Here is a 22,021-nt window from a genome sequence, read left to right as displayed (position 1 = left end):
CGCGCACGTCGTAAACTGTGCCATTGACCTGGAGACACCCATGAACGCACCCCTACCCGTCCATTTGCTGCCGGAGATTCACCAGCGCGAAACACCTGCCGCGCTGCTGGACGCACTCAAGGCCCGCTTCGCCGAGCGTTGCTCCACCGCGCTGGTGGTGCGCGAGCAGCACGGTCGTGACGAGTCCTCGTTTGCCGCCCCGCCACCCGCCGCCGTGGTGTTTGCCGAAAGCACGCAGGACGTGGCCGATGCGGTGAAGCTGGCCAGCCAATACAACGTGCCGGTCATCCCGTTTGGCGTCGGCACCTCGCTGGAAGGCCATTTGCTGGCCGTGCAGGGCGGCATCAGCATTGATGTGAGCCGCATGAACAAGGTGCTGTCCATCAATGCGGAAGACCTGACCGTGACGGTGCAGCCCGGCGTGACGCGCAAGCAGCTCAATGAAGAAGTGAAAAGCACCGGCCTGTTTTTCCCCATCGATCCCGGCGCCGACGCCACCCTGGGCGGCATGAGCGCGACGCGCGCCAGCGGCACCAACGCTGTGCGCTACGGCACCATGCGCGAAAACGTGCTCGCGCTGGAAGTGGTGACGGCCAGCGGCGAGGTCATCCGCACCGGCACCCGCGCCAAGAAATCATCGGCCGGCTACGACCTCACGCGCCTGATGGTGGGCAGCGAAGGTACGCTGGGCGTCATCACCGAAGTCACCGTCAGGCTCTATCCGCTGCCGGAAGCCATTTCAGCGGCGATCTGCTCCTTCCCCAGCATTGAAGCCGCCGTGCGCACCACGATTGAAGTGATCCAGATGGGCGTGCCGATTGCGCGCGTGGAGCTCATCGACCACAACACCGTACGCATGGTGAACGCCTATGCCAAGCTGGGCCTGCGCGAAGAGCCCATGCTGCTGATGGAGTTTCATGGCTCGCCAAGCAGCGTGAAAGAGCAGGCCGAGCTGGTGCAGGAGCTCGCCAGCGGCCATGGCGGCAAGGCGTTTGAATGGGCCAGCACGCCCGAAGAGCGCACGCGGCTGTGGACGGCCCGGCACAATGCCTATTTCGCCGCCATCCAGTCGCGCCCCGGCTGCCGCGCCATCTCCACCGACACCTGCGTGCCGATTTCGCGCCTGGCCGACTGCCTGCTGGAGTCGGTCGCCGAAGTCGACGCCAGCGGCATTCCCTACTTCCTCGTCGGCCATGTCGGCGACGGCAATTTCCACTTCGGCTACCTGATCGACCCGACCCTTCCCGAGGAACGCGAGATCGCCGAGGCGCTCAACCACAAGCTGGTGAACCGCGCGCTGAGCCTGGAAGGCACCTGCACCGGCGAACACGGCGTAGGCCTGCACAAAATGGATTTCCTGGTGACGGAAACCGGCGATGGCGCTGTCGAGATGATGCGCACCATCAAGCGCGCGCTGGACCCGAAAAACATCATGAACCCGGGCAAGATCTTCACGCTGTGAGCGTCGGGCACCACCGGTTTGCGCTCTTTTTGACAGCTGTTTTGTTAGCTGTTGATACGCAGCCAACAGGGGCCGAACCTCGTCCTGGACCTCGTCTTGAATCGCAGATTCAAGTACACAGTGCAACAGAAGACAGTTTGACTCGCAGCACGCGCGACAGCACCTACTCCACCAGGGCCAGCACGCGCAGCGGCGAGCCTGACCCGCCCTGAATCTTCAGGGGCGCGGCGACAATCATCGCGCCCTGTGGGGGCAGTTGGTCAAGGTTCATCAGGCATTGCAAACCGAACTTGTTGGCGCCGTGCATCAGCGTGTGGCACGGATAGGCGACCGGCCAGGCGTAGGATTGGCCGGCATCGGTATTGATGGTCTCAACGCCGAAGCCGCGCACGTCGCGATCGCGGATAAGCCATTCGACGGCCTGCTGCGTGGGGCCGGGCGTGTGAGCGCCGTCTTCGCGCATATTGACGAAAGCCGCAGGGTCTACCAGCCGCTGGCTCCAGTCGGTGCGCAGCAGCAGCCAGGCGCCTGCCGGGATGCGGCCGTGTTGCGCTTCCCAGGCTTCCAGGAAATCGACCGTCAGCAGCCAATCGGGATCGGCCGCCACTTCACGGCTCGCATCGACCACGCACGCCGGACCGATGAACTGACGCGCATCAATGGTGTCAACGGTATTGTTCGGATGGTTCTTTCCGGTCACCCAGTGCACTGGTGCGTCGAAGTGGGTTCCGGTATGTTCTCCGCAGGAAAAGTTGTTCCAGTACCAGCCCGGGCCGGCCGCATCGTATTGCGAGATACGCTCCATCCTGAACGCCCATACCTGTCCAAACTGCGGCGGCAGCTGCAATGCCGGGAATTCGGGAGAGAGCGTGTGCGTGAGATCAATCACGCGCAGCGCGCCTGTGGAAATATCACGTGCAAATTGCGCAAGCGAAGGTCTCATGCTGTTCTCCCATAGTGATCGAGGTGCTGGCAGTCTTGCAGCGCGGTCATGCGCCTTCAGTCCAACGCCTGGGTCAGCGCAACGGCATCCGGCAGGGTCACTTCCAGCAGCGTCAGGTCCGGCGATGTGTTGCCGAAAGCGTAGCGCAGCCCGCCGGGCACGGTGATGCTGTCGTCGGCCTTCAGATGCAGGCGCTCGTCGCCGTGGCAAAAGTCCGCCTTCCCCGACAGGACGAAGTAAAAACAGAACTCCGTGTCGTGCTGCTGCGGGGAAGACGCCGCCTCGGCACCGGCCATGCGCCGCACCACGCGGGCGCCTGCCAGACCCGAGGTCGCACCACCGATGCCGGTGTCCTGGTGCTCGAAGCCCTCCAGCCGCCAAGGCAACCACGGCGCCATGCTGGCGGTGTGACGCACAAACCGCTGGCCGCCGAACTCATGGTCCGGCGGCAGGTCGGCAGACGGCAGGGTGAGGGCATGCTCGGCAATGGTGATGTGCTCGGCTGGCGTGCCGATCTCGATCACCTCGGCACCGGCCGAACTCTCCAGGACCCGGTGCCGGATCATCGGCGGCTGCAGTACGCAGTCGCCGGCCCGCAGCACCATCGGGGCACCTTGCCCTTCGTAGAGCACGCGCACCCAGCCGGAACGGCAAAAGATCATCTGGAAGCGAACCTTGTGGTAGTGGACATAGTCCGGCACCGGGCCGCCTTCGAGGATGCGGATGTGCGACGCGATGAAGGCGCCGCCATGGCGCTGCGGCAGCAGGTCGCGGTAGCGCAGCCCGGCGCGCCCCACAGTCCAGTGTGTCGACTCACCCGCCTGGCTGATGACCAGGGCCTGGACCGTGGGCGGCAGCCTGTAGGCCGGATTCGCCTCGGCAAAGCGAACGACGGTTCCGTTGGGCGCCGTGAGCTGCCGCAGCCCCTGCGCGATGCGCGCGGGGTCATCGCAAAGCAGGGTGAGGCGCGGCGCGGCATTTGCCACGCCGGCCGACAACTGCAGCGCGATGCCATGGCCCGACACCAGCGCGGTCTTCGGGTCGTCGGCCGGGAAGATCGCGTCGATCCGGAACCCGAGCCGTTCGGTGAAGAAGGACAGCGTCGGCCCCAGGCTTTCACAACCCAGCTGGACCATCGCGCCACAGATGCCGTCGAGTACCAGCGGTACGTCCTCATGCATCGCCCTTGTCTCCATTGCCTCGCTCATGGGGAAACGTCTCCTTGGATGGTAAAAACGCGTCGATTCAGTCGAGCGATAGCTTCAATTGCTGCGCGACGCGCCTGAAGGTGGCGGTGTCCCGCTCGACAATGGCTTTCATCTCCGCAGGCCCTATCGTGGCGGGCTCCAGGTAGGCTGCGATGGCCTTCTCGCGCACATCGGGCTGGGCCATGATCGCCAACACTTCCCTGGTCAGGCGCGCCCGGACCGGCTCCGGCGTGGCCGCTGGAACCGCCATGCCGAAAAAAGGCTGCACGGCGGCCTGGGCATAACCGAATTCGGCCAGACCCGGCAGGTCGGGCAGCAGCGCGGTGCGCCCCGCGCCGCCGTGGGCCAGGGCCCGCAGCCGACCGGCCTTGAGCTCGCCTCCCACACTGGCCAGCGTCTCGAAGCTCAGGTCCACGTCGCCACGCAGCAACGCCAGCTTCGCATCGGCGGCCCCCTTGTAAGGGATGGCCTCCAGACTGATCCCCGCCGCGTGTGCCAACAGCTCGCCGCACAGGTGGTTGGCGCTGCCATCGCCGTAGGTCACATACCGGATATCGCCCGGCCTGGCCTTGGCGGCCTTCACCAGGTCGGCCAGCGTGCGGTAGGGCTTGTCAGCAGCGGTGACCAGGATGTTGGGTGTGTAGGTCACCAGGGCGATCAGCGCGAAGTCCTGGTCAATATTGAACGGCAGAGTCTTGCGCAGCGCTGGCAGCACGCCGAAGCTGCCCACGCCCGCGAGCAGAATGGAGTTCCCGTCCGGGACGGACTTGGCCACCGTGTCGACGCCGATGACGGTCGATGCACCGGGCTTGTTCTCGACGATCACTGGCTGGCCAAGCCGCCGCTGCAGCTGGTCGGCCAGGATCCGCGCAATCGTGTCCGAGGCGCCACCCGGCGCGAACGGCACCACGATGCGCAGCGGCTTGTTGGGCCAGGGCTGCGCCGCAGCATGGCGCAGCACGGAGGCGGACAGCAGGAAGCCGGCTGCGGCAAGCGCAAGGCGACGGCGCGAAGGGTTCGTAAGAGAGCTCATGCGGGCGATCTCCAGGGTGAGGAATAAAAGGCCATATGGGTTGTGCTGCCAGACGCTGCCAGACGCTGTCATATCTTGTGCCGGATGCCCACGCACATCAGCAGCTGCGAGTGGTCGCCGCCTGGCATGGCCAGTGGTTGGCAGTAGCCCGAACAGGTGGCATGGAGGCGTGCCGCGCCCCGTTGACAGGCGTCTCCGACTGTGAGAGTTCGCAGCACCATGCTCTATGCCCCGTGGCCCTTTCGGCTCGCACCTGCCGCACTTGCCGCAGCTGTTCGCCCTGTTCCCCGAGGTCCCAAAAGAGGCCCGCCATCAATTGCAGCGATTGGCGCGTGACGCTGCCCAGGACGTGTTCGTTGGGTGCGTGTTGCGCACAGCCGGGGTAGGAATGCGGCACCCACAGCGTCGGCAGGCCGAGGATCCCGGCGAAGGCATCGTTGGGTAGCGATCCGCCCAGGTTGGGCAGCAGGCGCGTGGTGCGCCCCGTCGTGCGCGAGATGGAGTCCAGGCACCAGCGCACCCAGGCATCGTCCGGATCCAGGCGCGTGGCCATGGCCTCGGTACCGTTCTGCGTGACTTCCACGTCCGTGTAGCCGCGCGCATCCAGGTGCTCCCGAATGTGCCGCAGGAATTGCGTGTTGTCGCTGCCGACCACATAGCGGATCTGGCACATCGCATAGGCATGCGCCGGAATGGCATTGACCGGCGCCTCTGGATTGCCGGTCTTGAAGGCGATCACCTCGAAAGTGTTCCAGCCAAACACTCTTTCGGCGGGCGACAGGCCCGGCTCACCCCACTGCGGGTCGATCTCCGGCGCGTCCGCGTCGGTGCCCACCGCGATAGTGCGCAGCGCGCTGCGCACGTTATCGGGCAGGCTGTTCGGCAGCAGGCCCGGGACCAGGATGCGACCGTGTTCGTCCACCATGCTGGCGATCGCATGCGCCAGACGCACGCCCGGGTTGCGCAGCAGGCCGCCCCAGTTGCCCGAGTGGTGCGCGCCTTCGCGCAGCCGGATGTTCAGGTCGAAGTTCAGGCCGCCACGGGCTCCCAGGAACACGGTCGGCTCGCTGGCAGCAAGGCGCGGTCCGTCGGAAGCGATGAAAACGTCGGCGGCGAGCGTCTCCCGGTACTGCCGGCAAATCGTATGCAGGCCGCGGGAGCCGGCCTCCTCTCCCATCTCCAGCAATACCTTGACATTGAACCCCAACCGGCCGCGGCGAGCCCGTACGACCTGCGCCAGCGCAGCCAGGTTGATGGAGTGCTGCACCTTGTTGTCGGCGGTGCCCCGGCCATACCAGCGGTCGCCCTCGACCGTGAGCTTCCAGGGGCCCAAGCCGTCGCGCCACTGGGCGTCATAACCGTTGACCACGTCGCCGTGCCCGTAAGTCAGCAGGGTACAGGCGGCGCCCTCCTCAATCCGCTCGGCGATGAGGAATGGGCTGCCATCCGGCTCGGGGTTGTCAACAATGCGGCAGATGAAGCCCATGGCTTCCAGGTCGGGCACCACGAGATCGGTGAGGTAGCTGTAGAGCAACGGCAGGCTCTCAGGCTTCTGGCTTTCCGTGCGCACGGCGACACGGCGTGCCAGGGTTTGCATGAAACCACCTTCATCGAAATGGCGCTCGGCCAAGCGGATAGCGTCGTCCCTGCTCACCGTATCGCTCCTTGCGGAAAAGCCCAAGCGCGCTCGGTGGCGCATGTGCTGGATAGCATCCCGCAGATCAGCACGAACAGGGTGTCAAGGAAATCGCAAGGCATCGCAAAAAGTGGCGGTTTCATCGTTCGGTTCTGGCCCCGCTAAAGGGTCGAAATTAGGCTGTCATTCAGCGTTTAAACGGAGAATAAGACAGAATTTCTATTGCTACCATTAGAGAATTAACATCCAATCGTTGCCGTTTCAGCATGGCACGGGTAAACCTATGAAGTCCGACCACCTCAAGGAAACATCGCTTCGGTACTTTTTGGAAGTGGCGCGATGCGGCTCGATCAGCGAAGCGTCGGAACGGCTTTTTGTCGCCGCTTCTGCCATCAGCCGTCAGATCAGCAGCCTGGAACATGTGCTGGAGGTGCAATTGTTCGAGCGCAGGCCTCGCGGCATGGTGTTGAGCGCTGCGGGCGAGGTGCTGGCAGCCCACGCGCGTCACTCAGCACTGGAAGCCGACCGTGTCGTGGCCGATATCCTGGCGCTGCAGGGACTGCACAAAGGCCATGTGAGCCTCGCCTGCACCGAAGGATTTGCGATCGACTTCCTGCCTCGATTGATCATCGACTTCCAGCAGCGCTACCCAGGCATCCATTTCAGCCTGAACGTGGCTGGGCCGGCCGACGTTTCTGACATGGTGCGCAACGGCGATGCCGACATCGGGCTGACCTTCAACCGGCTGGCGCAAAAGGAAATCAAGGTCGAACATCGCCAGCCCGCGCCGGTCATGGTCATCATGCGGCCGGACCACGCCCTGGCACGATCGAAAAGCATCACCTTGAACCAACTCGCTGCGTATCCGCTGGCGCTGCCCACCGCGGAGAACAGCCTTCGTCAGATCTTCGACATCGCCTGTAGTCGTGTGGGCCTGGTGATAGAACCACACGTTGCCAGCAACTGCGCCACTGCGCTGCACCGTTTTGTCCTTTCCGGGGGAATAGCTTCGGTGGCGGGCGAGGTGTCAGTGCGCCGGTTTCTGGCGGATGGCACCATGGTTGCAGTGCCGTTGCGCGAGCGACATCTGGATAACCGCAACATCGAACTTCAGACGCTGGTGGGCCGCACGCTGCCCGGTGTGGTGAAAACGTTTCTTGACTATATCAAGGGCCGACTGGGCGACGCGGAGGTTTGACGGCCGGCTGCCTGCCTGCCTGCCTACCAATGAGTGTCATGCGCTGTCCTGCGCCAATGCTTGCAGTGCAGCCACGTCGCGGACAATCACCCGCCGGGCATCCCGCAACACCAGGCCACGCCCGGCAAGCTCCCCGAAAGCGGTGGAGACACTGACCCGGGAGATGCTGCAAAGACTGGCCATTTCTTCCTGCGTAAAGCCGATGCGGATGCGGCGGCCGCGAGCGTCCGGCACGCCGTAGACGTGCACAAGCCCCAGCAGGGCAAAGCTCACACGCTTGATCGCGGCGCCCGCGCGGAGGAGGTCATGGTGATGCATCATGACCTGAAAGCGCTGGTCCGAGAACGCCAGAACCTGGCGCAAGATGGTGCCCTCGGCCTGCATGGCCTTCAGCGCCTCGGGTACCGGTACCTCGTACACCATGGCATCGGCCGAAACCACCGCCGAAGTCAGGTGCCGACCCGGGTCCACCATGCCGCAGTCGCCCACCAGGCCATTGGGACCGATCACTGCCAGATGGCGCTCCCTGCCCGCAGCGGAATACGTCACCAGGCGAACCCTCCCCTGCACCACCACATACAACGTGGAGGCAGTTCCGCCCTGGTGAAACAGCACCGCCTCCTTGGCCAGCCTTCGTTGCGGGCGGCCGCGGGTAAGCGCCTGCCAGTCGTAGCCCAGGTCTTCAAGCCAGAACGCGCGGCAATGGCTGGCCACGCCGTTTGCCGGGGGCAGCGCCGCGGTCATGGTGCACTCGCCACGGCGCGGGACCGGCCCCCACGCCAGTTCAGCACGCGCGCTGTTGTTGTTGGCCCGCAATGTAAAGCGCTTTGCAGAATTGCGCGTGACTCGCAGCTACGCTGCAAGCTATCCGCATTCAAACCAAACCCAAGGAAAGAATCCATGCGCCACCCTTTCGAACACACCCGCGAACTGTTCCCGATTCTGACTTCGAAGGCACAACTGTCGAGCTGCTCGCAAAGCGCCTTGAGCCTTCCGGTCGAGCAGGCTATCGGGGATTATCTGAAATCCTGGCGCGACAGGGGCATGGACTGGTCGGGCTGGATGGATGCGGTGAACGAGGCCAAGGCGGCTTTCGCCCGTCTGATCAACGCCCACCCCGACGAGGTCGCCGCGATGTCGTCCGTGTCCGACGCCGCCTCGTCCATCGGCAGCGCCATGAACTTCACCCCGGAGAAGAACGGCATTGTCGTCGGCGACATCGATTTTCCGTCGGTCGGCCATGTCTGGCTGGCACACCAGCGCAAAGGCGCGCACGTAGACTTTGTCGAAGCTGACGAAGGCCATTGCATCAGCCTGGACGCCTACGCCAGACAAATCAATGAGCGTACGGCCCTGGTGAGCGTGTCACACGTGTCCTATTACAACGGCTTTCAGCAGGACATAGCCGGCATTGCCGAACTTGCGCATGCGAAGGACGCGCTCGTCTTTGTCGATGCATACCAATCCGCTGGCGCGGTGCGCATTGACGTGCAACGCGACGGGATCGACATTCTGGCCTCGGGCGCGCAAAAATTCCTGCTCGGCTGCCCGGGCATCGCCTTTATGTACGTACGCCGCACAGTGGCAGAACAGCTGTTTCCTAGCAACACCGGTTGGTTTGGCCGCGTTAATCCGTTCGCGTTCGATATCCGCCAGTTGGATTTCGCGCCTGGCGCCTCACGCTTCAACACCGGGACACCGCCCATGATCAACGCCTTTGCGGCGCGTGCGGCGCTGGGGCTCATCGGTTCGATGGATGTGAATTTGATCGAAAGTTACCTGAAGCACCTGTCTGGCGTCGCCCTTGATGAAGCGAAGCGCCTGGGGCTTCAAATCGAAAGCCCCCGCGACCTTGCGCGCAAGGCATCAACGACTGCCATACGCGTGAGCGACGCCTCCGCAGCGGAGCGTCAACTTCTCGCGCAGGGTTATGTCGTGTCAGCCCGCAACGACGTCATCCGGATCGCACCGCACTTCTACAACACCGAGCTGGAGGTGATCAGTGCCATTCGTGCATTGGCCGCGCTGAGTGGTGTGCGGTAAGCGCATTGGGAGCACACGGTGGCGCCGTCACGGTTGTAGCGGAAAGATGCAGGGCGCTGGGTATCCGTTGTATCCGTCCCCCCAAAGAAAAAAAGACCCCGAAGGGTCTTTTTTCTTGCCAAGCAACAGTGTTGCTAAAGAATATTACTTCTTGGCAGTCGGCTTTGCCGCTTTCTTTGGCGCTGCAGCTTTAGGGGCTGCCTTGGGGGCAGCCTTTGCCTTTGGTGCTGCAGGCGCAGGAGCCACTGGAACCACTTTCAACGCAGCACGTTGATCACGCAGGACTTTGATTTCTGCATTGATTTTGTCTTTGCGTTCGGTCAGCTTCGCGATGCTTGCGCCAAGTTTTGCAACAGCCTTGGCTGTCTTCGACACGGGGGCTTTTTTCACAGCGGCCTTGGCAACGGGCTTCACCACTTTCGCAGGAGCCGTTACTTTCTTTGGAGTTGCCGCAGCCTTTGGAGCCATTTTTTTCGCAGTTGCCATTTCAGAATTTCCTTTTTTATTTACCTGGCTGAGATATTTCGCCAGTACCGTATTGTCTCCAATATTTTGGTTCGTTCTCCACGCCGGCATTCAATCGAGAGGAATCTGCCCGGAAATTTGTTGTCATTGAGCAATTGAGCAGCCGGTCGCACCATGCCCGACTGCCATCAATGCCGCTCGCATGCCCAGAGCAGTCAGATACGATTTGCAGCTCGAATGAGCACCATGCAGCGATGCCAGAAGGGGACGGTGACATTGACAGCCCGACCTGCTGGACCCGGCCAGGAGGCTGGAAGCTGGAGCGAAGCTTGGTGAATCGCGGACGTTCAGGCGGCTACGCTGGGCCCGCCCCACGCCCCGCCTGTGCCAACGCCAGGGCAAGGGCCAGCCTTGCCCCCACCTCGGCGTTGTGTTTCACCAGCGCGATGTTGGTCGCCAGGCTGCGCCCACCGGTCAGCGCCTTGATGCGCGCCAGCAGAAAGGGGGTCACGGCCTTGCCGGTGACGCCTTGCGCCTTGGCCTCGGCGAGCGCCTGCTGCGTCAGCGCGTCGATCTCTTCGCGCGGCATCGCGGCCGCTTGCGGCACCGGCGTGCTCAGGATCACGCCGCCCGCGAGGCCCAGGTCCCACTTGGTGCGGATGAAGCGTGCCTGCGCCGCAGCGTCGTCCAGCCTGAAGTCCGCGCGAAAGCCACTGTCACGCGTGTAGAACGCGGCGAAGTTGTCCTGCTCGCAACTGAGCACCGGCACGCCGTGCGTTTCCAGGTATTCCAGTGTGAGTCCGATGTCCAGGATCGACTTCGCACCGGCACAGACCACCGCCACCGAGGTCTTCGCCAGTTCCTGCAGGTCGGCCGAGATGTCAAAGCTCTCCTGCGCGCCGCGGTGCACGCCACCAATGCCGCCGGTGACGAAGACCTCAATGCCGGCCAGCGCGGCACAGATCATCGTGCCGGCCACCGTGGTGGCGCCGAGCCCGCCACTGGCCAGCACGGCCGGCAGGTCGCGGCGGCTGACCTTGTGTGCCTGACCCGAGCGGCCGAGCAGCTCCAGCTCGTCGTCCGAAAGGCCGATGCGGATGCGCCCGCCGATCAGCGCGATGGTTGCTGGCTCGGCCCCCAGGTCGCGGATCAAGGCCTCCACTTCGCGCGCAGTGCGAATGTTCTCCGGGTAGGGCATGCCGTGGGCGATGATGGTCGATTCCAGCGCCACGAGCGGGCGGCCGGCGGCCTGTGCAGCGGCCACGGGCGCGCTGCGGATCAGCCAGGAGTGGGCAAGGTTGGCAACCATGGCGATGCTTTCAACGATGTAGTTCACCCAAGTGTGCAGCATAAGGCTGGTCTGGGGTTTGCTGGGCAGGCGCGGGGTGCTTGTTCAAGGTGCCAATGGTGCAGCGAGCGTGAATCGCACGGTTGACTCAAGAACCCACTGGATTGCCGCAGCAGGTGGGCTCAACTTCGGGAGTCGGCCAACAGCTGCCGGTCAAACGTGTGTCGTCGAATGCCTGCAAGAGACTGACAGCGGCTGTAGAGATTTCCGAAATACTCGCTCCATACCCGGCGTTGACATCGGCAGGTTGGGTGTCGGCAATGTGGCGTCGATTTCGCTGATCGCTGCACCCGCACCCGGCCCAATTCCGGACATTGGCGAAGCGCTACCTCAATAGAATAGCCCGGGAAGTTCGAGCGCGACTCGGGTCCTCAATCCGGGCAAAAGTGGGCACCACTGGGTGTTAAGAGCACCGCTCGGCGAATGGCTTTCTAAGCCCGGCCCGAAGCTGTGATCTGCACACTATGAGCCTTTGGTTACCGCATCTGCGCTCAAGTTACACCGGTACAAGGTTTCTTTTGACCTGCCAGGCGTAGCATGAATACTTTGGGCCGCCGCGCGTCTAGCCTGATTCCTTGGAGGAAGCCATGGACCACAAAAGCGTTTTTCTCGCAATCGGTGCGTTCATGCGTCATAGCGGAAATCCATGTTCATATCAAAACTCCTGGTCTCATCTTTTCGTTCTGCTCTCAGGGCGCGTTATGACAGTGGCAGCCTGGCCCTGCTTCGCGGCCCTGCTACTTGTTGTTACCGGTTGCACGGCCTCCCTCCCGGCAGACTCACGTAACGTTGCGCAGCCCTCTGGGCTCGAGAAGATCCGACACGTCATCGTGATCTTTCAAGAGAATTGGAGCTTTGACGGCCTGTATGGCAAGTTTCCCGGGGCCGATGGCTTGGCGAATGCAGGGGAGCGCATGAGACAGATGCAGAAGGACGGAACGCCTTACACGACACTTCCGCAGCCGCTCGATACGTCAAAGAAACCACCAGCCCCGGACGCGCGATTCCCAACGAATTTACCGGTCGCTCCCTATGACGCGGCCCGGTATGTTTCGCCTGACCATAAGACGGGGGACATCGTAAATCGGGCCTTTCAAGAGCGGCGCCAGATCGACGGCGGCCGCATGGACGGGTTTGCGGCCTGGAGCGAGAATGGCGGGCTGGCGATGAGCTACTATGACGCAACCTACTTGCCCGTTGGCCGCTTGGCGCAGCAGTACACCCTGGCGGATCATTTTTTCCACTCGGCCTTTGACGGGTCACTCATCAACCACTTTTGGCTGATCTGTAGCTGCACCCCCGTCTGGCCGAACGCACCGGCCAATTTGGTCATTCAACTCGACGCACATGGCGTCGTTGTCAAGGATGGGTCGGTCACTCCGGACGGCTATGTCGTCCATACCGTTTATGCAGCGAACCAGCCGTATCCCGCGACCATCCACGATCCAGCCCAGTTGATGCCGCTGCTGACCATGCCGACGATCGGGGACCGGCTGAGCGAAAAGGGGATCTCCTGGGCCTGGTACTCAGAGGGCTGGAACGACGCTGTCGCCGGACGCCCGGAGCCGCTCTTTCAGTTTCATCATCAGCCGTTCAACTACTTCGCCCGCTACGCCGACGGAACCGCCGCCCGTGCCGAGCACTTGAAGGACGTGCAGGATTTCTTCGCTGCCCTCCGGTCCAACAACCTGCCGGCGGTGGCGTTTGTGAAGCCCATCGGTGCGCACAACGAACACCCGGGTTACACAGATTTACTGTCAGGCCAGCGGTACGTAGCCGACATGGTGCAAGCGGTGCAGGACAGTGCCGTCTGGAAGGACAGCGTGATCATCATTACCTACGATGAGGGTGGCGGGCGCTGGGATCACGTTCCGCCGCCGCAGGGCGATCGGTGGGGTCCAGGAGTCCGGGTACCCGCCATCATCATCTCGCCCTACGCCAAACGCCACTTCGTCGATCACACGCCCTCTGAGACCACTTCGATCTTGAAATTCATCGAAACCCGCTGGCAGTTAGCGCCTCTAGGGAGTCGAGACGCTGCCGCGAACAACCTACTTAATGCCTTTGACTTCTCGCAGACCCCATGACGTCGGGCTAGGTTGGTGGGTGCTTCGGGAGAGGTGGGCAGATGACGAAAGCTGGACCAGCTTGGGCGGCGCGAGGCCAACGATCCGGTCAACGAAGCCGGCAATCAGAATAGCCAACGCTAGCACGTAGGTTGGGCTGAATGAAATGCAGCCCAACATATTCACCGTACCCATGTTGGGCATCGCAACGCTCAGCCCAACCTACCAGATGACGGCTTTGGGCACACTGCGGGCTGCCACGGACGACTGCTGACCGGAGGGAGATTGGGCAACCAGAAAGCTGCCATTGGCGATCGGCAGCTCTCGCTGCTTTGCGGTCCGTCGAGAAACAAATCGTCTCTAACCGCTCAGGGTCGACAAAGGTAGTCCGCCAGTAACTTGAGCCCGCCAGCTGCCGCTTACCATCATCAGCGGAAGTGGTCAGAACTTTCCTCCAGCGCCCGCCCCCTCCTGGGTGGCGATACCGGGGTTGGGCCGTTGCGAACTGCCGCCGCCGCGGCATGGGTGGCCGCATCGGTCGCGCGGTTTGCCGGAGGCGACCGGGTCGTGGTGCGTCAGACCACGTAGCGCGGGGTGGTGTCGCGCCCTTGCTCGAAGCGCGTCTGGCACACGATGCAGCGTGACGCGCTCGGCTGCGCCTTCAAGCGCTCGAAGGGAATGGGCTGGCCGCAGTCGATGCAACTGCCATAGCTGCCGTCGGCCATGCGCTCTTGCGCCTGCTGGATGGCGCGCAGCTCTTCCTCGTCACGCTGCAGGTCGACATGTTCGAGCCCGTGACGGAAACGCTCTTCCGCGTCCTCGCCCGGGTCCTGCACCTCGCGCGCGGTCGCGGGTGGTCGCTCGGCGGCCGCCTCCCTGGCCGCGCGCACATCGACCTGCAACTGCGCGTCGCGTTCGGCGAGGGCGCGGCGCAGCAGGTCGAGCTGTTCGTTTTTCAGGGTCGTCATGGTCGGGTGCAGCAAATGTAAATGTCGTGCCTGTCAGGTGGCTCCAGCGCTACCGGCGACCGGCGACCGGCGACCGGCGACCGGCAGCACGATGCCTGTGATGTAGACATAGCATACAGGTGTGGCGAAAAAACGTACACCGACGAGAGTTTCGCCAGCGAAAGTGGCGCGTGATTTCATAAATCGGGTCACGAAGCAAAAATCGATATGCCATTTCGGCGCATTTTTCCAGGGCTGTTGAGTCCTTTAACGGTCGGACACCTTAAAACCGCCGGAGTTCCAGACCGGGCCCGACCGCAGCATGTGGCTGGGCGCCTGCACAGTCCGACGGCTAGGCCTTCCTCAGGTAGCAGGCTTTCAGCATGAAGCTGCCGGCGTCCATTTTGCAGTCCACCTCATGGTCGCCGCCGACCAAGCGAATGCTTTTGACCTTGGTTCCCATTTTGAGGGTGATGGACGAGCCCTTGACCTTCAGGTCCTTGATGAGCACCACGGCGTCGCCATCGGCCAGCACGTTGCCATTGGCATCCCTGACCATGGCGTCTGCGCCGTCATCAGCGTCCGCGGCCTCCAGCATGGGCCATTCATGGCCGCAGTCGGCACAAACATAGTTGTCACCGTCAGGGTAGGTGTTCTCCAAAGCGCACTGGGGGCAGGCTGGGATGGTGGGCATGATTCCGTTCAAATCGCAGGTGGTTGAGACAACCTGAAGTATCCATCACGGGCCGGGGCGACCCCTGCCTGCCTGCTTTGTAGAGATCTCTGACCAGGCCGAGCATTCGTATTCATACTAGCCCTATCCGCTCGCCGGGCGTACGATGGCACAAGGCATGTCACTGGCGGAATCGAACCATCTGGCACGGAGGCTTTTTTGAAGAGTCGGGGCAGATGTGACTTTCCCCAGTCGACACGCCGCCTCGGTGATCGAACTGGAGGACAAGATGCGCTACCTACTTATTGTGCTTTGGATGCTGCTTGGGTCAGTGACTTCGGCCATTGCCCAGGTGAGCATCGGGATCCACCTGCAGTTGTTCCCGGATCTCGTCCGGGTGCCGGGCTACCCGGTCTACTACGCTCCGCGGCTGAATTCCAACTTCTTCTTCTACGATGGCATGTACTGGGTATACCAGTACGACACCTGGTACGCGAGCTCCTGGTACAACGGGCCCTGGTGGTTGGTGGAGCCTCAATTTGTGCCGGTGTTCATCCTGCGAGTCCCGGTGCGCTACTACCGGGTTCCGCCTGGGTACTTTTATGGGTGGCGGCCGGATGCGCCGCCGCGCTGGGGTGAGCACTGGGGCAATGAATGGGAGCGGCATCGGAGAGGATGGGACAAGTGGAACCGGAGTGCTGCTCCAGCGCCCGCCCCGCTGCCTGTCTACCAGCGGCAGTATTCAGGGGATCGGTATCCCCAGGTGGTGGCGCAGCAGCAGGCCCTGCACAACCGAAATTACCGTTACCAGCCGCGCGACACCGTAGTGCGGCAGCACTATCAGGGTCAGGGGCTGGCAGCGCAAAAAGCGCCCGCGCCTTCTGAGCGGGAACAGCCGGGAGCGCAGCAAGAGAGGCAGAGAAGTGCCAGGCAGCAGGATATCCAGCGGCCTGATCAGCCACCGCAGCAGCAGCAGGGTCGGCCGGTCACCCCACGTTCACAGCCGCCGCAACGGGGAGGCGAAGAGGATCAGCGGGCAGCCCCCAGCCAGGCCCGTCCTCAACAAAGAGGCCCAGCAATGCAGGATCAGCGTCGGGAGCCGCCGCAAGGGGCGGCCCCGCATGAGCAGCAGGCGCCAAGGGCAAGCCAGGAAAATGCGCCGCGAGGCAAGGGAGCGCCGCAGGAGCCAAGGCGCAAGCAGGGACAGGGGAAAGACCGCGACAAAGATGAGGATCGAGGGCAGGAACGCAAATGAGAAGTGGACTGCACAGATCAAGGTGGCGCACCGGCTGCTCGGCCTGATCAAGGTGAGCCAACCACTGGCTGCTGCGCTACTGGGAGGCGCCATGCCACCGGGCCGGGCAGCCCGGTGACGAAGTCAAGGGCTCCTCCACCCCTCCACCCCTCCTCTGCGGATGCGCCGGGCATGGCCGCAGCACCGCTGCGCGAGGCTTGCGCGACGCACCGATGTGCGGCAAACTCCAGCGAGCCCGGGGAAGCCCCGGGCGGAGGGAGCGGCCATGGAATCCTTGCTCACTGATGAACGGCTGTATTCCGACACGGCCGGCGAGCCTCATTTCGCCCACCTGCAAATCGGCCTGTCCACGCGTCACTTTACGCCGCCCGCCCCGCCCTTTGGCGTGTCTGAATTGACCGCCGTCTCCCGCTGCGGATTCCTGCGTGTGCCGGCCGGGTTTGTCGGAGATTTGCCTCCCTCACCCCTGCACATGTGGATTTTCTTCCTCAACGGTGAAATGGAATTCGAAGCAAGCGATGGCGAACGCCGACGCTACGCCCCGCGCAACGCGCGGTTGCTCGAGGACACGACGGAAAAAGGACACCGCAGCCGGGTGCCGGGGGCCGCCGACGCGGTTCTTGCGGCTGTCCAGCTGTACACCAAGTTTTTTCAACGAGGAGGACTCCATGGGCAATCGCTTTTTACGTCTGGCCGTTATTTATCTCTTGCTTGGCGTATCGCTGGGCATCGCCATGGCCGCAAGCCATAACTACACGATGCGACCGGTTCATGCCCATCTGAACCTGCTGGGCTGGGCCAGCATGGGCTTGTTTGGGCTGTGGTACCGGTCTGCGCCTGCGGCGGCCGACACCCGGCTGGCCAAGGTTCATTTCTGGCTGCACAACCTCGCCCTGCCGGTCCAGATGATCACGCTGGCCATGTTTATGGGCGGCAACCAGGCCGTGGAACCGGTGCTGGCGCTGGCCTCGGTGGTGATCGGCGTCGGCCTGGTGTGCTTCGCGATCAACCTGTGGAAGCACACCGGTAGCTGACGCAGGTCGGCATGCGCACCACCGACTGGTGAGGCCTCCTGTGAACAGGCCCTGGCCCCAATACGGTTCAATTAAGGATCCGTGAAGCTCCCGCCCCTTCCGGGGAGGGCTGGGTGGGGGCCAGCGACGACCAGGTAAGCACGGTGGCCCGACGCCCACGCCGTGAGCCCCCATCCCGGCCTTCCCCCAGCGGGGGAAGGAGATGACACCTCATGCTCCTTCACGCGCTTTGCACCGTTGAATGAATTGCCTAGGCTGCAGCCCGCTTGCGCAACGTGGGCAGACCTACGCCGGCAGCGTCGAAGCCGCCGTCCGCGGCCACGACCTGGCCGTTCACATAACTCGCGGCAGCACTGCAGAGGAAACCGGCGACCGACGCGATCTCCCCGGTTGTGCCGTAGCGGTTCAGCGGGATTGCATCGTAGTAATCCGATCGGATGGCCACGCTGTGAACCAGCTTGGCCATCTCGGTCTCTACGGGGCCGGGAGCGATTGCGTTCACCCGGATGCCGACATTGCCCAGCTCCACGGCCTGCTGCTTGGTAAGGTGTATGAGCGCAGCCTTGCTGGTGCCGTACGCAACGCGCAGTGTGCTCGCGCGCAGTCCGGAGATGGACGCGATATTGACAACGCTGCCACCGCCAGTTTTTTGCATGACCGGCGCGCAGGCCTGGGTACACAGAAACGCACCGTCAAGGTTCGTCGCCATCACGTTGCGCCATTCCGCAAAGGTAGTTTCAGCAATGGGTTTGAACACCGCCACACCGGCGTTGTTGACCAACGCGTCAATCCGGCCGAAGGCAGCCCCTACCTTGTCCACGGCAGCTTGCACCTGCTGCGGGTCGGACACGTCACAGTGGACGGCGAGCACGTGATCGTCATTCAGCCTGGCGGCCGTTTGGGCCAGCGTGTCGCCGTCGATGTCGAGCAGTGCGACCCGATGCCCGTGTTCCAGGAACCACTGACCAATCGCCAGGCCGATGCCGCGGGCACCGCCGGTGACCACTGCTACCGGCATGGATGAATTCATTGATGAATTATCAGACGTCATAAGTTGCTCCATAAAAAAGATGATCCCTTGTTATTGTTGTGATTGCATACCGGCCGGCAGCCATTCTCCAACGTGATCGAACGTCATGCAGATCGGATGGAAGCCTGCCACGAAAGGCCCCCGTAGACCTTCGATATCCGCGACAACGCCCGAGAGAAAGCCTTGAGCGACCTGTCGTCTTGCGAACGTACTTCGCCGGCGAGGCTGACGATCTCAACAGCCGGCCCCGGCCTTGGCTAGCCCGACGCGTCCAGCTGGCGGTAGAGCTCATTGGCCCGCGTCAGGTGCTCCCGGATGGCAGACTCTGCCGCTTGTGGATCGCGCGTGGCGATGGCCTCGACGAGTCGCGCGTGTTCGGCCAGGGTCAGCTGCTCGGCACCGGGCGCGCGGACAAAGGGGTGGTAATACTCGATCGCCCAGCCGAACAGGGCCTCGAGGATGGCGGGGAAGATCGGGTTGCCGCTGATGCGCGCAATCTCGCGGTGAAAAGCCATGTCGAGCTGGATGAACTCGTCGACCTTGCCGACCGAGGCCCGGTGTTCGGCCAGCCGCTGCCGCAGTTGCGCAATGTCTTCGTCGGTGGCGCGCTCGGCCGCCACGCGGGCCATGCCCACTTCCAGAAAGACGCGCGCGTCCTTCAGGTGCTCCAGCATGTCGGGCTGGCTGTGCAGCAGGTGGCGGGCGCCGCCGGCGAGCTGCTCGATCAGCCGCCCGGCCGTGGGGATGACAACACGCGCCCGCTCGCCATGGGTGATCTCGACGATGCCCGAGCGCTCCAGCGCCTGCAGCGCCTCGCGCACCGCCGGCCGGCCCACGCCGTAAAACTCCATCAGCTCGCGTTCGGAAGGCAGGTGGGCACCGGGCGGAATTTCGCCGCTGCGGATCCGCTCCTGCAGCCGGTCGAGCACTTCCTGGTACAGCTTGCGGCGCTGAATCTGTTCGGTGGTCATGGTGGCGGGTACGGATGGAGACGAAAAAACTTCGGGCGGGGTGAGTTTTTAATTATCACTTAGTCGAGCAATCAGTAGAAGGGTTAGTCGAGCAAGCGGCCGGCGCGCACGGCGCCGAAAAACGAGGCCGTGCCCATCTGGCCGCCCTTCAGCACAATCTCCAGGCCGTCGCGTTCGCGCCGCTCGGACCAGACCTTGCACAGCGGTGCGCCCGGCGCAAGCCCGGCCACCACGCTGAGCGCGGTGATGTCGAGCGCGCTCGCCACCTCACCCGAACTGTCGCCGCCAGCCACCACGATGCGCTGCAGGGGCACCCGCTCGAGCAGCCGCCGCATTACTTCGGCGAGACCCGCACCGACGCGCTGGGCCGCCTCGCCGCGCGCCAAGCCGGCTTGCGCCGCCGTCGCATCGAATCGGCGCACCGCCGCATCGTCGGGCCCGGCGGCCGAATACACCAGCGGGCTGATGCCCTGCGCTATCGCCCGCACGGCGGCGGCCACCACGCGCTCAATCTCTGCCTCACTCTCGCGCGCATCGAGCAGGCGCGGCAGGTCCAGGCGCTCGGCCTGAAAGCCCTGCCCTTGCGCCCAGGCAATCTGCGCCGCCGTCACCGGCGAGCAACTGCCGCTGACCACGGCAATCACCGGCACGGGCGCCGCCACCGACAGCGAGGGCTGCTCCGGCAACAGGCCCTGGCTGCGCCAGTGCGCGGCCAGCGCGTACTGCAAGCCGGACGACGAAGCGGTGAACAGGCCACGGCCGCGCTGCGTCCAGACCAGCCGGCCGGCTGCGGCCAGTGTTTCTTCGTCGAGCACGTCGAGCAGCACCACCGGCACGTCGGCGCCAGCAAGCGCCTGCACGCGCGCGGCCGCGTCGCCGGTACGCAGCTGGACCATGTCGATCAACTCGCTGCGGCGCGGTGTCTGCGCCGCCAGATGCAGGCGCAGGTCAGCCTCGGCCATGGGCGTGACCGGGTGGCGCGACATGGTCGGATGCCGGTCGAGGCGGTAGCCCACGCCGTCGACCGCCGCGAACAGGTTGCCAAAGGCCTGGTAGCGCTTCAGGCGCGGCGCGCCGACCACCATGGGCGACCAGTTGCCCGGCATCAGCGGCACGCCGATATCGATGGCGCGGCCGATCGAGCCGACCGCGGGCGAGGAGTCGAAGGTCGAGCAGACCTTGTATTGCAGAATAGGCGCGCCGAGTCCGGCCAGGCTGGCGAAGGCCTGCGGCAACTCGCGGTCCATCCAGTCGGGGCTGCGGCCGCGCGACTGCCCGGCCAGGCCGACGCAGCGCACGTCGGGAAACCGCGTCAACCAGTCTGCCGTGGGCGGGCGCAGGAACAGCACGGTCGGCACACCGGCGGCCGTGAAGGCCTCCATCACATCGGTGGAGCCGGTGAAATCGTCACCGTAGTAGGCAAGCAGCAGGCCGTCCGGCCAGCGGTTGTCGGCCACGGCGTTCACCAGAACTCGAGCGCGCTGCGCAGCTCGGCATGCGTTTTGGCATGCTCGTGCAGCGGCGTGCCGGCCATGGCCGCCTCCCAGGCCTGGCGAAACGCGCTGACGCCGGCGGCGATGCCGCCCGGGTGGCCGAAAATGCCCCCGCCGGCGGCATGGATCAGGTCCGCGCTGCCGAGAGCGGCATAGGTGCCGGGCGCCTGCAGGCCGGTCTGGCCCGAACTGAAAACCGGCATCGCCGGCATCGGCTGGTGGGCGAACAACGGCTTGAGCACCGCGCGCGCGGCGGCGATCACACTCGCGTCGGATTCGCTGAACTTGTTGGCCAGGCCGTTGACATGCAGGTGGTCGGCACCCGCCAGGCGCCAGATCTGGTGCCATGGCGCAAAGTCCCAGCCCAGAGCCGGGCTGCGCGAGAGATAGCCCCAGCCGCAGCGGTGCGCATGGATGGGCAGGCTGGCATGGCGGCGCAGCTCCAGCAGGCCGACCAGGCCGATGGAATTGAGGCTGGCCATCACGCAGGTGCCGCCCAGCGACTGCACGAGGTCATGGCGCCGCCGCATCTGGTCCAGGTCGCCGGTCAGGTTGAAGGCCACCATCACCTTGCGCCCGTGGCGCTGGGCCGCGTCGTTGACCACCTGCATCACGGCGCGCACACGCTCGTCAAACGGGCAATGCGGCCCGTCGGCCTGCAGCTCGTCGTCCTTGATGAAGTCGATGCCGCCGGCTATCAGCTGGCGCACCTGCTCGGCCGTCTGCGCGGGGTCCAGGCCGACGCTGGGCTTGATGATGGTGCCGATCAGCGGACCCTTGGCCACGCCGGACAGGCGCCGCGTGCCTTCGATGCCGAAGGCAGGGCCGGGGTAGGCATCGGCGAAGGACGGCGGCAGTTTCAGGTCCAGCACACGCAGGCCCGACACCTGGCGCAGCTCGAACAAATTGCCGGCCACCGTGGCCATCAGGTTGGGCAGCGAGGGGCCGAGGTTCTCGATCGGCCACGACAGCTCCAGCGTGCAGCGGGTGTAGACCTTGGCCGGCGTGGCGACCGGCAGGCTGGGCTGGCCGACCTGCTCCAGCACCTCCAGCCGTTCGATGCGCGCGCCGGAGCGCGCCTTCAGGGCCGGTGTCTCGTTGGGCAGCGTGATGAAAGTGCCGCTGGACTGCTCGCCGGCAATCACCTCGGCGGCGCGCCGCGGGTCATCGCCGGTTTCCAGCCAGTAGGTCGCGTGAATGCGTTCGCTCATGGGTT

General features: G+C 64.1%; 20 protein-coding genes. 7 read left to right on the top strand and 13 right to left on the bottom strand.

The features are described from left to right. Nucleotides 1-40 precede the first annotated feature (40 nt). The gene (locus tag AC1DUR_RS19515) at nt 41-1,462 is read left to right on the top strand and encodes an FAD-binding oxidoreductase (RefSeq protein WP_477721981.1); all 1,422 of its coding nucleotides are present in this window, start codon (nt 41-43) and stop codon (nt 1,460-1,462) included. Nucleotides 1,463-1,625: 163 nt separating this feature from the next. Here AC1DUR_RS19515 and AC1DUR_RS19510 read toward each other — a convergent pair whose 3' ends face one another. The 4 genes from AC1DUR_RS19510 to AC1DUR_RS19495 all read right to left on the bottom strand — a co-directional run bounded on the left by AC1DUR_RS19510 (nt 1,626) and on the right by AC1DUR_RS19495 (nt 6,300). Beyond that, nucleotides 1,626-2,405: a cyclase family protein gene (locus tag AC1DUR_RS19510; protein ID WP_477721980.1), complete on the bottom strand. Its 780-nt coding sequence runs from the start codon at nt 2,403-2,405 to the stop codon at nt 1,626-1,628. A gap of 56 nt (nt 2,406-2,461) precedes the next feature. Continuing rightward, nucleotides 2,462-3,613, bottom strand: a complete 1,152-nt coding sequence (locus AC1DUR_RS19505; RefSeq protein WP_477721979.1) for a cupin domain-containing protein — start codon at nt 3,611-3,613, stop codon at nt 2,462-2,464. A gap of 37 nt (nt 3,614-3,650) precedes the next feature. After that, nucleotides 3,651-4,646, bottom strand: a complete 996-nt coding sequence (locus tag AC1DUR_RS19500; RefSeq protein ID WP_477721978.1) for a Bug family tripartite tricarboxylate transporter substrate binding protein — start codon at nt 4,644-4,646, stop codon at nt 3,651-3,653. A gap of 97 nt (nt 4,647-4,743) precedes the next feature. After that, nucleotides 4,744-6,300, bottom strand: a complete 1,557-nt coding sequence (locus AC1DUR_RS19495; RefSeq protein ID WP_477721977.1) for a M20 family metallopeptidase — start codon at nt 6,298-6,300, stop codon at nt 4,744-4,746. 265 nt (nt 6,301-6,565) lie between these two features. Between AC1DUR_RS19495 and AC1DUR_RS19490 the strand changes: the two genes are divergently transcribed. Further along, nucleotides 6,566-7,480 carry a LysR family transcriptional regulator gene (locus AC1DUR_RS19490; protein ID WP_477721976.1) on the top strand — a complete coding sequence of 305 codons (915 nt, stop codon included), beginning with the start codon at nt 6,566-6,568 and terminating at the stop codon, nt 7,478-7,480. Nucleotides 7,481-7,516: 36 nt separating this feature from the next. On the opposite strand, the gene AC1DUR_RS19485 is transcribed toward AC1DUR_RS19490, so the two are convergent. Beyond that, nucleotides 7,517-8,224: a Crp/Fnr family transcriptional regulator gene (locus AC1DUR_RS19485; protein ID WP_477721975.1), complete on the bottom strand. Its 708-nt coding sequence runs from the start codon at nt 8,222-8,224 to the stop codon at nt 7,517-7,519. A 156-nt stretch (nt 8,225-8,380) separates the two neighbouring features. Here AC1DUR_RS19485 and AC1DUR_RS19480 point away from each other — a divergent pair, with 156 nt between their 5' ends. Beyond that, on the top strand, nt 8,381-9,523 hold the full coding sequence (locus tag AC1DUR_RS19480) for an aminotransferase class V-fold PLP-dependent enzyme (protein ID WP_477721974.1): 1,143 nt from the start codon (nt 8,381-8,383) through the stop codon (nt 9,521-9,523). Between the two features lie 144 nt (nt 9,524-9,667). Here AC1DUR_RS19480 and AC1DUR_RS19475 read toward each other — a convergent pair whose 3' ends face one another. Then, nucleotides 9,668-10,009 (bottom strand): histone protein, encoded by a 342-nt coding sequence (locus tag AC1DUR_RS19475; RefSeq protein WP_477721973.1) that lies wholly within the window; start codon nt 10,007-10,009, stop codon nt 9,668-9,670. Between the two features lie 334 nt (nt 10,010-10,343). Beyond that, the gene (locus AC1DUR_RS19470; RefSeq protein ID WP_477722009.1) at nt 10,344-11,297 is read right to left on the bottom strand and encodes a pseudouridine-5'-phosphate glycosidase; all 954 of its coding nucleotides are present in this window, start codon (nt 11,295-11,297) and stop codon (nt 10,344-10,346) included. Between the two features lie 626 nt (nt 11,298-11,923). Here AC1DUR_RS19470 and AC1DUR_RS19465 point away from each other — a divergent pair. Next, entirely contained in the window at nt 11,924-13,423 is a 1,500-nt protein-coding gene (locus tag AC1DUR_RS19465) for an alkaline phosphatase family protein (protein WP_477721972.1), read from the top strand. A gap of 554 nt (nt 13,424-13,977) precedes the next feature. On the opposite strand, the gene AC1DUR_RS19460 is transcribed toward AC1DUR_RS19465, so the two are convergent. Both AC1DUR_RS19460 and AC1DUR_RS19455 read right to left on the bottom strand, forming a co-directional pair. Continuing rightward, the gene (locus AC1DUR_RS19460) at nt 13,978-14,370 is read right to left on the bottom strand and encodes a TraR/DksA family transcriptional regulator (RefSeq protein WP_477719342.1); all 393 of its coding nucleotides are present in this window, start codon (nt 14,368-14,370) and stop codon (nt 13,978-13,980) included. 331 nt (nt 14,371-14,701) lie between these two features. After that, nucleotides 14,702-15,043 (bottom strand): zinc ribbon domain-containing protein YjdM, encoded by a 342-nt coding sequence (locus AC1DUR_RS19455; protein WP_477719341.1) that lies wholly within the window; start codon nt 15,041-15,043, stop codon nt 14,702-14,704. 217 nt (nt 15,044-15,260) lie between these two features. Here AC1DUR_RS19455 and AC1DUR_RS19450 point away from each other — a divergent pair, with 217 nt between their 5' ends. From AC1DUR_RS19450 to AC1DUR_RS19440, 3 genes are all read left to right on the top strand, one after another. Beyond that, nucleotides 15,261-16,277 (top strand): hypothetical protein, encoded by a 1,017-nt coding sequence (locus tag AC1DUR_RS19450; RefSeq protein WP_477721971.1) that lies wholly within the window; start codon nt 15,261-15,263, stop codon nt 16,275-16,277. A 265-nt stretch (nt 16,278-16,542) separates the two neighbouring features. Beyond that, nucleotides 16,543-17,028 (top strand): cupin domain-containing protein, encoded by a 486-nt coding sequence (locus tag AC1DUR_RS19445; RefSeq protein ID WP_477721970.1) that lies wholly within the window; start codon nt 16,543-16,545, stop codon nt 17,026-17,028. Beyond that, nucleotides 17,012-17,311, top strand: a complete 300-nt coding sequence (locus AC1DUR_RS19440; protein WP_477721969.1) for a hypothetical protein — start codon at nt 17,012-17,014, stop codon at nt 17,309-17,311. Before AC1DUR_RS19445 ends, AC1DUR_RS19440 begins: the two co-directional genes overlap by 17 nt. A gap of 250 nt (nt 17,312-17,561) precedes the next feature. Here AC1DUR_RS19440 and AC1DUR_RS19435 read toward each other — a convergent pair whose 3' ends face one another. The 4 genes from AC1DUR_RS19435 to AC1DUR_RS19420 all read right to left on the bottom strand — a co-directional run bounded on the left by AC1DUR_RS19435 (nt 17,562) and on the right by AC1DUR_RS19420 (nt 22,016). Beyond that, entirely contained in the window at nt 17,562-18,341 is a 780-nt protein-coding gene (locus AC1DUR_RS19435; RefSeq protein WP_477721968.1) for an SDR family NAD(P)-dependent oxidoreductase, read from the bottom strand. Between the two features lie 257 nt (nt 18,342-18,598). Next, entirely contained in the window at nt 18,599-19,312 is a 714-nt protein-coding gene (locus AC1DUR_RS19430) for a transcriptional regulator NanR (protein ID WP_477721967.1), read from the bottom strand. A gap of 83 nt (nt 19,313-19,395) precedes the next feature. Next, the gene (gene oiaK, locus AC1DUR_RS19425) at nt 19,396-20,769 is read right to left on the bottom strand and encodes a 3-oxo-isoapionate kinase OiaK (protein WP_477721966.1); all 1,374 of its coding nucleotides are present in this window, start codon (nt 20,767-20,769) and stop codon (nt 19,396-19,398) included. A 5-nt stretch (nt 20,770-20,774) separates the two neighbouring features. Next, complete coding sequence (locus AC1DUR_RS19420; RefSeq protein WP_477721965.1) at nt 20,775-22,016, bottom strand: ribulose-bisphosphate carboxylase large subunit family protein; 1,242 nt, start codon at nt 22,014-22,016, stop codon at nt 20,775-20,777. Nucleotides 22,017-22,021: the final 5 nt, after the last annotated feature.

It is taken from the genome of Polaromonas sp. P4_F4, assembly GCF_056401355.1.
This window is presented reverse-complemented; position numbering and strand designations above follow the sequence as displayed.